Below are 15,935 nucleotides of genomic sequence, written 5' to 3' on the forward strand. Positions count from 1 at the left end.
AGTAAAAGTATATTCTAAATGACTATTAGATGAGTCAATTAGAATATACCAGGAGGGAATATTGAAATGAAAAATAAAAAGACAGTATCTGGAAAAATGATGGTTGTCATGATGTCTTTGATGTTGGTAGTTGGATTGGTAACAGGTGGAACAATCGCTTGGTTAACTTCTAAAACAGAACAAGTAAAAAATACTTTTACATATGGTGATATCAATATTACATTAGCTGAAACAACAGGAGATAAGTACACAATTATCCCTGGAACAAACATTGAAAAAGACCCTAAAGTAACTGTGCAAGCTGGTAGTGAAGCGTGTTGGTTATTTGTAAAGGTAGATGACAGTAAATGGCCAGGTTTTAAAGATGACAACAAGAAAGTTGGTTATGCCATAGAAAGTGGATGGGATGCATTGGATGGTGAACCAGGTGTTTATTATCGTTTTGTGGATGCCACGGATGCTAAAGCTGGAGTTTCATATAGTGTTTTACAAAATGATCAAATTATTGTTAGCAATGAATTAACAAAAGAAGAAGCTAGTGCTGCTAAAACAGCTACATTAACATTCCAAGCAGCAGCCGTACAATATGAAAATTTAACAAATGTATCAACTGCTTATGATGAAGTTAAATGGTAAAACAAACTTTATTAAATTTAAAAAATTAATACGAGAAAGGAACAATTAAATTTTATGAACACAAAGAAAAAAGTATTATCAATGGCATTAATCGGTGGATTAGCTTTAACAGCCGTTGGAGGAACATTAGCATATTTTACTGATACAGATCAACAAACTAACGTATTTACAGTAGGGAATGTAGATATCACATTGGTAGAAAAATTTGATCAAGGCGCTCAATTAATGCCAGGAACAAAAACTCAAAACAATGTTGAAAAAGCTGTAACTGTTAGAAATGATGGGAAAAATGCAGCTTATACTTGGATTGAAGTTTGGGTACCATCAGCATTAGATGATGGTGATGATAACTCTCCAACAGCTCCAGGATTAGGAAACAGCTTACACTTTAACTATGGTAAAAATGTAACTGAAACTAAATCTACATTCTTAGGAAGCAAAGAAATTGATGGTGTTGCTTACAATGGATATGTTCACTTTGTAGCAGGTTCTGCTCCAACAGCAGCAGGCGCTACTTCTGCACAATTATTAGATCAAGTTTATATGGATAAAAAAGTTACACAAAATGAAAATGGTAAATATGTATTAGTTGACGGAAAAACTGTTTATGACGGAACATGGAATATGGTTGTTAATGCAGTTGGATTCCAATCTGAGGGATTCGATACTATTGAATCAGCTATTTCTGAATACTATGGAAAACCAGTAGCTGATTATATTTGGTAATCATTAGATTTTAATTAAATATTTGCTCTGCACTGTTTGGTGCAGGGCTATATGAGAATATATGAATGTTGTTCGTATGTTCTCATATAGCCTAATAGTTAGATTAATAAATAATAAATAGAGGAGGAGAATTTTATGAATAAGAGAAAGGGTTTACTAGCTGCTACAGTATTGATTTGTTGTGCTATTGCAGGTGGTGGAACAATTGCTTACTACACTTATGAAGATGTTGCTCATAATGTTATTACTTCTGGTGGAGTAACAATTGAATTAGTAGAGAAATCACAGCAATCAGATGGAACATTGATTGATTTTCCTAAAGAAGGCATTACCGGAGTAATGCCAGGAGAAAGAGTTTCCAAGATCGTTTCTGTTAAGAATACAGGAAGTAGTGATGCGTGGATTCGAGTGGTAGTGGATACAAGAATTAATGATGTATCGAATACTTCTCTTCCAACGGAAATTCAAGTAGGAAATAATAATCAAAGTGTAATTCAATTCACAATTGATAATGAGAATTGGACTTATAGAGATGGTTATTGTTACTACAACAAACCTGTAAAAGCAGGGGAATCAACGAGTGTTTTATTTGATTCAGTCGTGTTTAATAAACATACTCCTAATGAATATCAAAACTGTACTTCTTATATAGATGTATGTGCACAAGCTGTGCAAGTTGATAACAATGGAGAAGATGTTTTACAAGCTCAGGGTTGGCCTGAAGAAAATAAACAATAAAGAAAGGGGAGAAAATAAATGAAAAAAAAGATTTTAGATCACTATAAGTTGATAGCAATCATTATTTGTTTAGCAATGGGATTCTGTATTAGTCCAATTTCTCCTATTTCGGCAAATCCAGATGATAACATTGAAATTACACAAGAAGTTGTTGAACAAGAAACAAATGATGGAACACAAATTCCAGAAGTACAAGAAGAAAATACAAGTGAAGATATTGACAATGAAGGCGATGAACCTGTTATTCCACAAGATGAGAATGTAGATTTTGTGAATATGAGCGTTGCTGATCAATATAACTTTATAATGAATTTAAATTCAGATGAAGAAATTGATTCATATTTACAACAATTAAGTGAAGATCAATTCAATGCATTGTCAGAATACGCTGCATCACAAGAAGTTCAAGAACCGGTACAAAGCTATACATTTACAGAAGCAGGACCATTCCTACCAGCAGTAAATGTCGCGAAACAAAGTCGTTTGATGAAAGCAATGCGTGCTGCAAGAGATGATAGTAATTCTACATTAGTTGATAACGATGGTATTGAAACAAGTAAAAAAGTAACTGGACCAGATGAAAATGGTGTGTATACACTACGTCTTGAAAGTTATGTTACAGGAACGACAACAACTACTACTGTTACAACATCAACTCCAGTTGATATTGTTTTGGTCTTAGATCAATCTGGATCTATGTGCTTTGATTTTGATGGAAATGATTTAAGAGAAGGGAATAATAAGGTTTCCCAATCGAATATTCCAAAAACTCGTCAATATGCAATGAAAGAAGCAGTACAAGCATTTATTGACGAAGTTGCTGATAAATATTCAGAAGAATGTGATAACCGTATGACTGTGGTTACATATGGATCAAATGCTGAAACAAAACAAGGATGGACATTTGTTAATGAGACAGGGGAAACTACACTTAAAGGAACAGTGGCAGGACTTCCTGATTCTCCATCTGGATCAACAAATGCTGGTGCCGGTATGCAAATGGCAGAAACTTTAATGAGAAGTGGATATGACTATACAGGTGCAAACACTAATCGACAAAAAGTTGTTATTATGTTTACAGATGGTGTACCTACAACGTCAACTGATTTTGATATAGGGGTTGCGAATACTGCAATTAGATCTTCTTATAAACTAAAACAAGCAGGCGCAACGGTTTATTCGGTAGGAATTTTCAATAAAGTTAATCCATACCAATTACATGGAGATAAAATTGATTATTCATTACACTCCGATGTTCTGTGTGATGGTAGTGTAGACTCTGCTTGGGGAGCAAGTATTTTACAAGTTCTTTTTGGAGATGTACGAGATGTTGATATTGCAGCAGGTAATAGATTTTTAAATTATCTATCTAGTAATTTTAAAGATTCAACAGAAATTGGTATTAAGAGTACAACGAAATTTTCAGGGATTGAACCTGCAACATGTTGGCAAATTACAAAAAATTTTGATCGTACAGCAAGTAATTATTATTTAACGGCAACTGATAAAGAATCATTAAATGAAATTTTCCAAACAATTAGCCAAAATATTCAAACAGGTTCAGCAAGTGTACAATTAGGAACTGATACAGTTGTACAAGATGTTATTTCTGATCAGTTTGAATTACCATCCGGAGCCGATGCAAGTAGTATTAAAGTTTATACTGCAGATTATAAATCTGATGGTTCTTGGAAAGATGAAGTAAAAAGTGAATTAACGGCAACTGTTAATGGTAAAACAATTACTGTTACTGGTTTTGATTTTAGTCAAAATTATTGTTCTACTGAAAGCGGTCGAAAAGATGGAGATAACAATCAGCCAGGAGATTTTTATGGTCGTAAGCTTATTATTGAAATTCCAATTGTAGTTAAAGACGGATTCCTAGGTGGAAACAATGTTGTTACTAACACGACAGATTCAGAAATAATTGCACCGGGTGGAAAGGTTATGGAACAATTTAATCAACCAACAGTTGATATTCCTATTAAAGATGTAACTGTTGAAACAAAAGATTTAAATGTTTATCTATATGGAAGTTTAAATCAAAGTAATCTTGCCACTGTTAAAGTTGGTGATGTTACATTGAATTTAGATGCTGACAATTATGGATTACAACCATGGCAAACTGCTTATGTGAATATTTCGCCTGATTCAGGTGAATTGTCCTTAACAGATATAACAGAAGATACTACTTATTCAATGTCTGTTAGTATTGAACCAAAAGAAAAAGGTCAAAGCTCTGAAGGAAATGTGGCTACAGAAAAATCGGATACAAAAGAAGGTAAAATTAATGTCTTTAAGCCTCAATTAACTTTTAAAGATAGTAATGTTTATTATGGTGGTGTAGCTCCTAGTGAATTTAGTAATTTAACAAATACACAGTGGGTTCATGGTAATACAGTTGATAAAGATGAAACAATGATTGGAACTAAACCAAATTTAACTTGTGATTATACAATTGATGAAAATGCTTTATTAAGTATTGGTGAAACAAAATATATTAATACTCGTAAAGATATTAATGTGAATGCAGTTGTTAAACTTGGAAATAAAGATATAACTAGTTTTGTTGAGTTTAAACATAATGATTGTGAATCAGATTGTTCATGGAATGATATTGATGCCGATAAGAAACCTGCTTTCTTATTACATCCACAAACAAAATCTTTATCAATCACAAAATCAGGTCATGATTCTATTGATGAAAATCAATCATATGTATTTATCGTGAATGGTAAAGATGGTACTCCAACACAATCAGTTCAAAACTTGAGGGTTGTAATAAATGTTAATGATCAGAAATCCGGAAATGGATGGAGTACAACCATTACAGGTCTTCCTATTGGTGCATATACTGTTTCAGAAGATACTAATTGGAGTTGGAGATATTTATTAGATGGAGACAATTCTAAAACTGTAACAGTTACAACATCAAGTAATGGTGAAGTTTCTTTTACAAATAAACGAGAAACAGAAACAAATCATGCAACTGATAGCAACAAATGGAAATGGCTAAATGGTGCGTCATATTGTGACAATAGATTTGCTAATTAAGAAAGGAGACGATGAGTATGAAAAAAATTAAAAATGGAATTTTAAAAAATGCGAATCGTCTTCGCTTTAAAAAATCTTTTGTTCTATTGGCATGTGCACTATTCTTATTAGTTGGTGTTGTTGATGGAACTGCAGCTTTCTTAATGACAAAAACAGATAATGTCCAAAATAATTTTGAATATGGGAATGTAGCTACTAGAGTTCAGGAAGATTTTGATGATAACGGTTTAGTAAAAAGTAATGTAAGCATTCAAAATACCGGAAATATTAGTGCGTATATTCGTGCTACTGTTGTTGTTACTTGGCAAGATTATGAAGGAAATGTACTTTCTGACATTCCTAAGGAAGGTACAGATTATACTATTATCTATACTGCTCAAGGATGGAAGCAAGGAACTGATGGTTATTGGTATTATCAAACAGCCGTTCCGGCAAGTAAATATACAGGGCAATTAATTTCTGGTTGTAATCGAGGAGCAACAAAGGCACCGGTTGATGGTTACACTCTTCATGTAGAAATCTTAGCTGATGCTATTCAGGCTGAACCTGCTGATGCTGTTAAAGAAGCTTGGCCCAATGGTCCATTAGGAGGTAAATAACTATGAAGAAATTATTTAAATCTCTTAGTGTAGTTCTTGTTGCCTTTGTGATGGTATTAGGACTAAGCAGTAATGTACATGCTGCTGATAATACTTTAGTTTATTCTGGTAAAGAAGAAGGATTTGGTTTTGGTGGTAGTGAATATACTCCTACTGATTTCTTTCATAACTTTAAAGGTGTAATGCCTGGCGATGAATTAGATGAAAATGTATCTATTTTAAATGATGCATCGGATTGTTCTGAAATTAAGGTTTATATTAAAAACATTGTTCACGATGAAAATGAAAATCCAATGAGTCCTAATGTAGATCTTGAAGAAGAAAATGAAGTCACAATGAATGATTTCCTTAATCAATTGACTATGACTATTACAAGTGGTGGAAACACTATTTATAGTGGTAGTGCTTATATTCAAGGAATGAATGAATACATTTATTTAGGTACTCTTCAAAAAGGAGAATCCCTTGATTTAAATATTCATTTAAGTGTTCCGATTGAATTAGGAAACGAATACGCTTATCGTGTAGGTGAAGTTGACTGGAGCTTTGTATCTGAAGCATTCACTTATGAAACAATTAATGTTTCTAAAACATGGAAAGGTGACAATAAAAAGATTCGTCCTACTTCTGTAGATGTTCAATTATACAAAGATGGAAAAGAAGATGAAGTGATTCAATTATCTCAAGACAATAATTGGACATATAAATTTGATCATTTAAGTGATGAATACGAATGGACAGTTAAAGAAATTAATGTAGATTCAAACTACAATGTTTCTTATAAAATTAAAGGCGATAACGTAGAAATCATTAATAAACGTAAAAAAGGAACGAACACTGGTGTTCAATCTAATACTGGTTTATATATTGGTTTACTAGGAATTAGTGCTTTAGTTATTATTGTATTAATTGTTTATCGTAGAAAACAAAATAGTTAATGAATAGCCCTTGGTCAAAACCAAGGGCTATTGTGGTATGTATGAATAAATAATTCTAATTTGGTCGTTCAAAAACAATTTTGAATATTTTGTTATATTATAGATTTGAGTCTGTTTATTTATTGCCACATTAATGTGGTTACATATGTGCAATTAGGCTTGTTTCTTTTTTAGAATTCATTCGATATAATTTGTACGTATCAAAGATTTGAGGAGGAAAAATATGAAACATATTAAAATTGCAGCTGGATTAGCACACGTAGATTATGGACATATTGCGGATATTGTTAAAGAAGCATCTGATGCTGGGGCTGATTATATTCATTCTGATGCAGCAGATATGCATGATTTAAGAAACATGAAACTTATGGGTGGATGGCAAGTTATTAAAGGTATGAGAGATTATACAGATAAACCAATTGAATGCCACATCTATACAGAAAGTATGGACATCATGTTTATTGATCAAATTTATGATGCTGGTGCTAATATGCTAATTATTCCTGCAGAGCATTTTATTGGAGCTCAGTTGGCATATATTATTAACTGGTGTCGTGAAAGAAAAATTAAAGTTGGTTTGACTATTGGATGCTACACTCCTCTTTCATTTGTAGAAGAATCAATTTATGATATTGATCGTTTACAAATTGTTACTCATGGAGTTGATGAGACAGACGGTCATGATAACTGGGGTTGGCGTCGTAGTGTAATTGATTTAGTAAAACGTGCTAGAAAATTAATCGATGAAAAAAATCCAAAATGTGAGTTAGCAATTGATGGTGGATTAAGACATGATAATATGGAACCACTAATTGAATGTAACCCAGATGTTATTGTTTTATCTAGTGCGATTTTCAAAGATCCAGATGGTATTACAGCTGGTGTTCAAAAATGTCGTAAAGCAATAGATGAGGCAGCTGAAAAATTTGGATTGGAGTAAAATTGATTGATGGATAGTCGCATTCAATCAGAACAATCATTGGGATCATTTATATATGATTTAATATGGTTGACAATTTCTAGTATTTTAAGTGCAATAGCAGTTAATTGGATTTTCATGTTTACGGGATTAGCACCAGGTGGAATCACGGGAATGGCAATTATTTTATCAACAGTAACAAATATTTCTGTTTCTACTATGACTTTATGTATTTCTATTCCGTTATTGATTCTTTCCTTCTTGATTTTAGGAAAGGCTTTTGGTGTGAAAACAATTTTTGTTATTATTATGAATCCGTTGATGATGGCTATCATTCCTAAAATTGATTTATTCGGTAATTTTTCTTTTTTAGGAAATATTGGTGGATTATTTTTTGGGGCTATTCTTGGTGGTATTTTAGTTGGTATGGCTGTAGGATTAGCACTGAATCATCAAGGTGCAACCGGTGGAACTGATGTGATTGCTTTGTTGATTCATCATTTTTTAAAAAAATTCAAAGTACAAAATATATTAGTTACTTTAGATGGTATTGTAGTTATATTATCTGGGTTTATTAGTAAAGAGATTTTTGTTGCCGTGTTTAGTTTGATAAGTCTAATTGTGATTAATCGAGTTATTACATGGTGCACAGATAAAAAATTAACAGTAAAAGAGGCATAGTCCTCTTTTTTTAGAAGGTGATAAATATGTCAAAATATAGTGCATACATAGATAAATATAAAAATGAAATATTGAAAGATTTAGATACGCTAGTGTCTATTCCTAGTGTAAGTAATGAAGACAAAGCTACTTTAGGTATGCCCTTTGGTCAAGAAGTAGCAGATGCTTTTTCAGTTTTTGAAGAAATTGCTAGACGATTAGGATTCGAAATAGAAACAGATGATGGATATGCGATAAGTGCTAATTATTTAAATGGAGAAGACTATATTGGTATTTTAGGACACTTGGATGTTGTTGGTGCTCAAAATATAAATGATTGGGACTATGAGCCATATAAATTGACGATTAAAGACAATATATTATATGGCAGAGGAGTTAATGATGATAAAGGACCATTGCTGATTAATTTGTATGCAATACGAATCTTGAGAGATATGGGATGTTCATTTAATAGGCCTGTAAAAGTAATTGCTGGTGGTGCTGAAGAAACGACGTGGAATTGTATGAAACATTATTTTTCTACACATAAACAACCTATTATGGCTTATTCTCCAGATGGTAATTTTCCAATTGTGAATGGAGAAAAGGGAATTTTGACATTTGAAGCAACATATCCTAAAAAGGATAGTGTATTTCAAATCGTGGATATTCACGGATATGAACAAGACTATATGATTCCAGGTTATATTGAGATTGTGGTACATTGTGATAATTTACAAAATGTAGATGAACAATTACAACATAAGTTCAAAGATGGAATTGCTATATTTGAGTTTCAAGGTAAATCAGCTTTGACAAGAAATCCTCAAAGGGCAGAAAATCCATTATTTGAGTTAGCAAAATTTGTTATAGAAAATAGTATATATTTCGATGCAGGTTTTGTTTCACTACTAACAGATGTATCCAATTATTTGAAAGACCCTTATGGGAAGGATTGTAATATTTTTTATGAAGATATAGATATGGGAAAAACTTCAATTGCTCCTTATATGTTAACCATGCAAGAAAATACATATGCTATTCGTATGGATTTAAGATATCCAAAAGGAATAAAGCCAGAATACATTGAAGATAAGTTAAAACAATTATTTCCTACATTGCAAAAACTAAGAGAAAAAAGATTGTTATATGTTCCGAAAGAATCGGAATTAATCAATAAATTATCACAGGCATACTTTAATATCACAAAAGAAGTAGCTGAGCCTTTAACAAAAGGTGGTGCAAGTTATGCTCGTGTGTTGGATCATGGAATTGCTTTTGGAGCTACATTTGATGGCTATGATACAAAATGTCATCAACCTAATGAAAGTATGCCATTAAATGATTTATTAAAAGCTCTTGAAATATATTGTGAATCAATTTATTTATTGGCTTGTGAATAAAATGTTAAATTTTTACCGTATCAATCCGTAACTTTATTTAATGGTCACGAAATTGTAAACGCTTACTCCCATTGATATTATAAATTCAGAAAGAGAGGATCGAGACAATATGTTTAAAAAGATTCAAGCTAAATTACAAACTTTTGCTGGTGCCATGATGGTACCAATTATCTTGCTTGTTATGGTTGGTTTCTTCGTTGGTATCGGTAGTGCATTTACTAACTATATTCTTGAACCAGGAGGATTCTTCTATAACATTTTCTCCATGTTAGCATCATGTGGTTTCTTCTTTATGAATACATTGTCAATGTGGTTCGCAGTGGCTATTGCATTTACATTGGCAAAAAAAGAAAAAGGATGGGCTGCTTTTGCTGGTTTGGTACTATTCTTTACTTACACAGCTGGAATTGGTAACTGGGCAAGTTTGAATGGAGTTACCCAAGAAACAATAGCAATTGAAAACTTAATGGCTTCTGGAATGACTATGGAAGCCGCTATGAATTATAATGCGTTATTCGGAGATTTCTTAGGAATTTTTACTTATAATATGGGAATGTTTTCCGGACTAATTGTTGGTCTTGTTGCTGCATTAGTACATAATAAATTCGTAGATACTAAACTACCTGAAATGTTTGGTTTCTTCGCAGGAACAAAAACCGTTATAATCATGGTAACAATTCTTTCTGTTCCTTTAGCAATCATTACTTATTATGTATGGCCATTTATTGGTGGGGCATTACAAGCCATTACAACATTTATTGGTGAAAGTGGATTACTTGGAACATTTGTATTTGGTACTTTAGATAAAGCTTTATTGCCATTTGGTTTACATCACTTAATTGCTTTCCCAATTGAATATTCAAAAGTTGGTGGAACAATGACAATCGATGGTGTTGTATATGAAGGTGTAAAAAATATCATTAATGGTCAAGCTGCTAGTAAAACTGCTACAGGATATATCACACGTAACTTTACAAACGGACGTTTATTATTCCAATTAGGTGGAATTCCGGGTGCAGCATTAGCTATGTATAAATGTGCAAATAAAGAAAATAGAAAAGCAGTTGCCTCATTATTATTACCAGCTGTATTTACATTAATGATGGTTGGTATTTCTGAACCATTTGAATATACATTCTTATTTGCCGCTCCACAATTATATTGGTTAGTTTATGCTCCATTATGTGGTATATGTTATGTATTAGCAGAAATTACAAAAATCAGTATCAACGGAACAGCATTGTTCTTTATGATTCCAAACTTATTCCAACCTCAAAAAGTGCATGCGATGTCAGCTCTTTGGTTGATTCCTTTAATGTTTGTAGTATACTATGCTGTATTCCGATTCATGATCGTTAAATTTGATTTACAAACACCAGGTCGCGGTGAAGCGGAAGTTCATTTATTTAGTAAAAAAGAATATCGTGAAAAAGATGGAGCTAATACAGTTTCAACTGCAGAAGATTCATTAGAAGCAAGGATCATTGAAGCCTTAGGTGGTCCAGAAAATATTGAAACAGTGACAAACTGCGCAACGCGTTTAAGAGTCACAGTAAAAGATGATTCTATTGTTGCAAGCGATGATGATTGGAAAAATTATTTAAAGGCAGTTGGTGTTGTACGCGGGGATAAATCTTTACAAATCATTTACGGTGTTCAAGTACAAAACATTGCAACGAAAGTAAAAGATATTCTTAATATTGATTAAAATTCTAAGGCAAGGTATCAATCTTGCCTTATTTTTATTTAGGAGGATACGATGAATAAACAAGAAGTCAAAAAGAAACGCATATTTTTAAAAAATGAAGAAGCTATTAAGTATGTAAAATATATAAAAGTTATATCTATTATCTTAATATTACTAATTTGCTTATATACAGGATTTTTGTCTGCATTATTAAAACAACCATTAACAGATGTAATATCCAAAAATATGTCTGTAGTCTGTGGATTTATTATTGCAACAGCATCTTTATTTACTTATTTTGTTGCAGATCAATATATCAAAGATTTTAATGAATATAAAAATATTGAAGGGAATCGATTTAAATTATTGGCTATCACATTTTTTAGTGCATGTTTTTTGAACTTTGTAACAATGATTTTGGGTATTCTTGCTTTAAATAAAATATATAAATGGAAAGGGTACTTTTCATTTGGAAAAATGATGACAAAAATAAAAAAGGAAGGCCAATTAGGAATTTGTGTTGCGGTCTTTGTAGTTTTTGCTATCTTGTTTATATTAGAAACAACTATCGGTTCTCTTGTTTTGAGGTAATCGTATGAAATATAAATTAAAAATTAATAATTGTACATGTGAAATGGGCTATCAACTAGGAATGTGTATTCATGATTATTTAAAAAATAAAAATGTTGACAAATACTGTATTTCTATCACCTTATATAATAAAGAAGTATATAGATATATGTCGGATGCATGTATTGTTGACAATGGACGCTGGTTAGATAGAAAAAAGAATTCTTGCTTGTATTTTGGAATGTCTACATTAGAATTGTTTGAAAAAAACGAAGGAAATGAAAAGAATTTAGTTCAAAAATACGGCTTAAATCATAGTGATTACACATTTACTCCAGGAAGTATTCCGATTGTATTAGAAAATGATCAAGTAATTGGTGCATGCACAGTTTCAGGAATGAAACCTGAAGAAGATCATCAAAGTATTTTGGATGGATACGCATTGTTTATGAGTAGAGAGTAGAGGTATGGAATGGAAACTTATTATCAACCGAGTAAAATATATTTTGATTTTAATGCTTTAGAACAATTACCAAATGTTTTAAAAAAATATGGTAAAAGAATATTTATTGTAAGCACACCAGATGAACCTTTAGTTCCATTATATAATCGTGTAAAAGATTTATGTGTGAATAATGGATTCGAATATTATCATTTTGATCAAGTAGCACCGAATCCAAGCACAACGATGGTTGAATTAGCACATAAAAAATTAATTGAATATCATGCTGATGTTATTTTAGCTGTTGGTGGAGGAAGTTCTATTGATACAGCTAAAGTATTGGCTTTGGCAAATCAAGATGAAAATATAGATTGGGATATGTTATTTGAAAAATTTGATTCACCTTATGAAGATTATGGAATATATTCAGAAAATGTTCTTCCTATTATTTCGGTTCCAACTACGTCTGGAACAGGCTCTCAAGTAACACAAGCGGCTGTAATTTCTAGAAATCATGATAAATGCACAATTTATCATCCACAATGTATTTCTAAAGAAGTTATTTTAGATCCTAATCTTGTAGCAACGTTACCTTTAAAAATGAGTATGGCCACAGGTTTCGATGCATTCACGCATGCTTTTGAAAGTTATTTGAATGTACATCATAGTGTTTATTCACGTTTTGATAGTGTAAATGCTATTAAATTGATTTGTGAATATTTACCAAAACTTCATCAAGATATTACAAATATAGAGTATAGAAAGTATATGAGTTTATCAGATACTTTGGCTGGTAGAGCATTATCGAATTCAGGAGCTGATATTCCTCATCCACTTAGTGAGATTATTGGAGGGGTAACAAATATAACTCATGGTGTTGCATTGGCATGTGTGTTTATTCCATTTATACGTGTAATGAATTACAAACACGAAGAAGATTTCGCTAAATTAGCAGATGTTATGGACCCATCAAAGATAAATCATTCATCAAGTGAATTAGTAGGCATTGTAGAAAAATTCATGGAATCAATTGGAATGAAAGTGACATTAAGTTCAATGGGAGTTACGAAAGAACAATTTGATGAAATATGTAATTCACCTATTTTATATCATCTTCCGTTTGCATCTCATGATGAATGCATTGCAATATTAAAACAAGCTTATGAGTAAAGTGGATGCTATTTTTATAGATTTAGATGGGACCTTATTGAATTCTGAAAAAATAGTTAGTATTAAAAATAAACAAACTCTAGTTCAGTGTTTAAATAAAGGCATTGATATATACTTGGTGAGTGGTAGACCAATATTTTTTGTTGATGCAATTGCTGATTCAATTGATTACAGATGTCATAGAATTGCATTTAATGGAGCTGTTTCAAAAATCGGAAATGATATATATGCACATAGTGTTGAAAAAGATAATCTTAAAATACTATGGGATGCTATTCAAAAATATTCTATTAATAAATATTATTTTAAAGGAATTAATTCAATTTATTGTAGTGATGATGATTCTAGATTTATGTATTCTGAGTTAGAAGAAATCGGTAAGATAAAAGTTTATAAAACCATTCACTCTTTTGAATCAATTAGTGATGATATTTATAAAGTGTTACTGATAGATGAAGATGATAAAAAACTAGAAAAAATCATACACGCTTGTCAAAATCATCTTTCGATTACATCATCTCATATTCATAGTTTAGATATTATGAAAAATAACATTAACAAAGGTGATATTGTTAAAAAAATTTGCGATGAAAAACAGTATAAACAAACAATGGCATTTGGTGATGATATAAATGATATCTCTTTACTAAATGTTGTTTCATTAGGATTTGCTATGAAAAATGCTGTAAAATGTCTGCAAGATAAGGCAAAATATATAACGGAATACACAAACGAAGAAGATGGGGTTGCAAGAGAAATATATAAAATCTTGAGATAACATGGAAACAATCCATGTTATTTTGTTAATTATACAGCCTACAATATTCTAGTAAGGAGATATTTATGAATCAAAGAATTGTTCGAATTATTCAATTACTATTAAATCAGGAAGAACCTATAACTGTTGATCAAATAAAAGATGTTGTACAAGTTTCAAATAAAACAGTCAGAATGGATCTTAAAGTTGTGCAAGAAATTTGTAATTCATTTGATATTGAATTAATAAAAAAACAGGGAACAGGTATTCAAATGATTGGATCTGATTCCGCAAAACTATCTTTGAAAAATAAATTCTGTTCTCAAATTGAAACAAATCAAGAATATTCTCCCGTGGCAAGGCGGTCATATATTGCACTTAGAATATTAACGGCAACAGATCCTTGTAAATCAAGTATGTTAGGGGAAGAGCTTTATGTATCGAAAGCTACGATAAATAAAGATATTCACTCACTAAAGGATTATTTTATACATAAAAAGTTAGATATTATTTCAAATAACATGGGTATATATGTAAAGGGAAAAGAAAGACATATTCGAGATTGTATTTTTGATTTTATGATTCAAAATGAAAAATACAATAAATTAAGCGAGTTAATATTAAATCCCAATTACAAACCCACAGACTATTTTATATATCCATCAATTGATTACACAGATACAAATTTTTATGATCTATTTAATGTGGTTTTAAACACTAATTTATCACTGTTTAATAATCTGTCATTTGATCGTATGCAAAGACTTTTGACACGAGTTTTTATTTCATATATCCGTATATTAGATGAATGTCCAATAACTTTATCTGAAAATTTCATCAAAAAATTAGAAGTATCGAGTTACTATCATGAAGCAAAAATTATTTGCCAAGCTATTGAAAAAGCATATTCCATAACTATTGACGAAAAAGAAGTACACTATCTACAAGTACATATACAATCCATCGTTTCTGAATCGAAAGAAACTAGCACTAATGCAAGTGCAAAAATTATGGCTTATCAATTAATTCATGGATGGATGAAAATTTTTGATTATCCGTTTGATAAAGACGAAGAGCTTTTTAATTCTTTATATCAGCATTGTAAACCGGCAATTACAAGATTTGAACACAATATACCGATGGAAAACACTCTTTTGCCAGTTATAAAAAAACAATTCAGAAATACATTTTTAATAACAAGAGATTGTTGTAAATCGATAGAAAAAAGTTTTGGATATTTTATAAGTGATGATGAGATAGCATATTTAACGTTACATTTAGTAAATGCACTAGACAGACAAAAGAAAAAAATAAATGTACTTTTAATTAGTGAGAATAGTGTAGGGGTCAACAAACTTCTACAACAAAGATTAAATACGTTAGTTCCATATATGAATGTATCTAGAATTATTGATGTCTTGTCTTATAGAGATGAAGATATAAGTGAGTATGATATTCTTCTTTCAACTACAAGTGCAGCAATAATTACTGATAAGCCAATGATCAAAATAAGTCCGATATTAGATGAAGCGGATATTTTAAAATTAAATACTGTAGGATATGAATACTACAAGAAAAAAAATGATCCTATACAACACATAATAAAATAAAAAAATCTAACTGTTTTTTTGCTAGC

General features: G+C 31.2%; 15 protein-coding genes. All 15 read left to right on the forward strand.

Going from position 1 to position 15,935, the window contains the following annotated elements; genetic code table 11:
* Positions 1 to 66: 66 nt before the first annotated feature.
* The 15 genes from ACI313_RS07245 (at position 67) to ACI313_RS07315 (ending at position 15,909) form a co-directional block, all read left to right on the forward strand.
* Positions 67 to 636 (forward strand): SipW-dependent-type signal peptide-containing protein, encoded by a 570-nt coding sequence (locus tag ACI313_RS07245; protein WP_320607663.1) that lies wholly within the window; start codon positions 67 to 69, stop codon positions 634 to 636.
* A gap of 54 nt (positions 637 to 690) precedes the next feature.
* Complete coding sequence (locus tag ACI313_RS07250; RefSeq protein WP_439755638.1) at positions 691 to 1,362, forward strand: TasA family protein; 672 nt, start codon at positions 691 to 693, stop codon at positions 1,360 to 1,362.
* 135 nt (positions 1,363 to 1,497) lie between these two features.
* Positions 1,498 to 2,100, forward strand: a complete 603-nt coding sequence (locus ACI313_RS07255) for a hypothetical protein (protein WP_320607661.1) — start codon at positions 1,498 to 1,500, stop codon at positions 2,098 to 2,100.
* 18 nt (positions 2,101 to 2,118) lie between these two features.
* Entirely contained in the window at positions 2,119 to 5,154 is a 3,036-nt protein-coding gene (locus ACI313_RS07260; RefSeq protein WP_439755639.1) for a vWA domain-containing protein, read from the forward strand.
* 17 nt (positions 5,155 to 5,171) lie between these two features.
* On the forward strand, positions 5,172 to 5,753 hold the full coding sequence (locus ACI313_RS07265) for a hypothetical protein (protein ID WP_439755640.1): 582 nt from the start codon (positions 5,172 to 5,174) through the stop codon (positions 5,751 to 5,753).
* A gap of 2 nt (positions 5,754 to 5,755) precedes the next feature.
* Positions 5,756 to 6,691 (forward strand): Cna B-type domain-containing protein, encoded by a 936-nt coding sequence (locus tag ACI313_RS07270; protein ID WP_439755641.1) that lies wholly within the window; start codon positions 5,756 to 5,758, stop codon positions 6,689 to 6,691.
* A 223-nt stretch (positions 6,692 to 6,914) separates the two neighbouring features.
* The gene (locus ACI313_RS07275) at positions 6,915 to 7,631 is read left to right on the forward strand and encodes a ribulose-phosphate 3-epimerase (RefSeq protein WP_439755642.1); all 717 of its coding nucleotides are present in this window, start codon (positions 6,915 to 6,917) and stop codon (positions 7,629 to 7,631) included.
* A gap of 9 nt (positions 7,632 to 7,640) precedes the next feature.
* Positions 7,641 to 8,291: a YitT family protein gene (locus ACI313_RS07280; protein ID WP_439755643.1), complete on the forward strand. Its 651-nt coding sequence runs from the start codon at positions 7,641 to 7,643 to the stop codon at positions 8,289 to 8,291.
* 26 nt (positions 8,292 to 8,317) lie between these two features.
* Positions 8,318 to 9,673 (forward strand): Sapep family Mn(2+)-dependent dipeptidase, encoded by a 1,356-nt coding sequence (locus ACI313_RS07285; RefSeq protein ID WP_439755644.1) that lies wholly within the window; start codon positions 8,318 to 8,320, stop codon positions 9,671 to 9,673.
* A 109-nt stretch (positions 9,674 to 9,782) separates the two neighbouring features.
* Positions 9,783 to 11,381, forward strand: coding sequence for a PTS transporter subunit EIIC (locus ACI313_RS07290; RefSeq protein ID WP_439755645.1), 1,599 nt, complete (start codon positions 9,783 to 9,785; stop codon positions 11,379 to 11,381).
* 51 nt (positions 11,382 to 11,432) lie between these two features.
* The gene (locus ACI313_RS07295) at positions 11,433 to 11,951 is read left to right on the forward strand and encodes a hypothetical protein (protein ID WP_320607655.1); all 519 of its coding nucleotides are present in this window, start codon (positions 11,433 to 11,435) and stop codon (positions 11,949 to 11,951) included.
* 4 nt (positions 11,952 to 11,955) lie between these two features.
* The gene (locus tag ACI313_RS07300; RefSeq protein WP_439755646.1) at positions 11,956 to 12,393 is read left to right on the forward strand and encodes a heme-binding protein; all 438 of its coding nucleotides are present in this window, start codon (positions 11,956 to 11,958) and stop codon (positions 12,391 to 12,393) included.
* A 9-nt stretch (positions 12,394 to 12,402) separates the two neighbouring features.
* Positions 12,403 to 13,542, forward strand: a complete 1,140-nt coding sequence (locus ACI313_RS07305; RefSeq protein ID WP_439755647.1) for an iron-containing alcohol dehydrogenase — start codon at positions 12,403 to 12,405, stop codon at positions 13,540 to 13,542.
* The gene (locus ACI313_RS07310) at positions 13,535 to 14,320 is read left to right on the forward strand and encodes a Cof-type HAD-IIB family hydrolase (protein ID WP_320607652.1); all 786 of its coding nucleotides are present in this window, start codon (positions 13,535 to 13,537) and stop codon (positions 14,318 to 14,320) included. The genes ACI313_RS07305 and ACI313_RS07310 overlap by 8 nt, the downstream gene beginning before the upstream one ends.
* Before the next feature lie 65 nt (positions 14,321 to 14,385).
* Positions 14,386 to 15,909 carry a BglG family transcription antiterminator gene (locus tag ACI313_RS07315; protein ID WP_320607651.1) on the forward strand — a complete coding sequence of 508 codons (1,524 nt, stop codon included), beginning with the start codon at positions 14,386 to 14,388 and terminating at the stop codon, positions 15,907 to 15,909.
* The last annotated feature ends 26 nt before the right edge of the window (positions 15,910 to 15,935 follow it).

Origin of the sequence: Floccifex sp. (genome assembly GCF_051873495.1) — a bacterium.
GTDB lineage: Bacteria > Bacillota_I > Bacilli_A > Erysipelotrichales > Erysipelotrichaceae > Floccifex.

Bases quoted from the DNA above. Each gene is read 5' to 3' on its own strand.
- ACI313_RS07245 (WP_320607663.1), top strand. From the start codon at position 67: ATGAAAAATAAAAAGACAGTATCTGGAAAAATGATGGTTGTCATGATG.
- ACI313_RS07250 (WP_439755638.1), top strand. From the start codon at position 691: ATGAACACAAAGAAAAAAGTATTATCAATGGCATTAATCGGTGGATTA.
- ACI313_RS07255 (WP_320607661.1), top strand. From the start codon at position 1,498: ATGAATAAGAGAAAGGGTTTACTAGCTGCTACAGTATTGATTTGTTGT.
- ACI313_RS07260 (WP_439755639.1), top strand. From the start codon at position 2,119: ATGAAAAAAAAGATTTTAGATCACTATAAGTTGATAGCAATCATTATT.
- ACI313_RS07265 (WP_439755640.1), top strand. From the start codon at position 5,172: ATGAAAAAAATTAAAAATGGAATTTTAAAAAATGCGAATCGTCTTCGC.
- ACI313_RS07270 (WP_439755641.1), top strand. From the start codon at position 5,756: ATGAAGAAATTATTTAAATCTCTTAGTGTAGTTCTTGTTGCCTTTGTG.
- ACI313_RS07275 (WP_439755642.1), top strand. From the start codon at position 6,915: ATGAAACATATTAAAATTGCAGCTGGATTAGCACACGTAGATTATGGA.
- ACI313_RS07280 (WP_439755643.1), top strand. From the start codon at position 7,641: ATGGATAGTCGCATTCAATCAGAACAATCATTGGGATCATTTATATAT.
- ACI313_RS07285 (WP_439755644.1), top strand. From the start codon at position 8,318: ATGTCAAAATATAGTGCATACATAGATAAATATAAAAATGAAATATTG.
- ACI313_RS07290 (WP_439755645.1), top strand. From the start codon at position 9,783: ATGTTTAAAAAGATTCAAGCTAAATTACAAACTTTTGCTGGTGCCATG.
- ACI313_RS07295 (WP_320607655.1), top strand. From the start codon at position 11,433: ATGAATAAACAAGAAGTCAAAAAGAAACGCATATTTTTAAAAAATGAA.
- ACI313_RS07300 (WP_439755646.1), top strand. From the start codon at position 11,956: ATGAAATATAAATTAAAAATTAATAATTGTACATGTGAAATGGGCTAT.
- ACI313_RS07305 (WP_439755647.1), top strand. From the start codon at position 12,403: ATGGAAACTTATTATCAACCGAGTAAAATATATTTTGATTTTAATGCT.
- ACI313_RS07310 (WP_320607652.1), top strand. From the start codon at position 13,535: ATGAGTAAAGTGGATGCTATTTTTATAGATTTAGATGGGACCTTATTG.
- ACI313_RS07315 (WP_320607651.1), top strand. From the start codon at position 14,386: ATGAATCAAAGAATTGTTCGAATTATTCAATTACTATTAAATCAGGAA.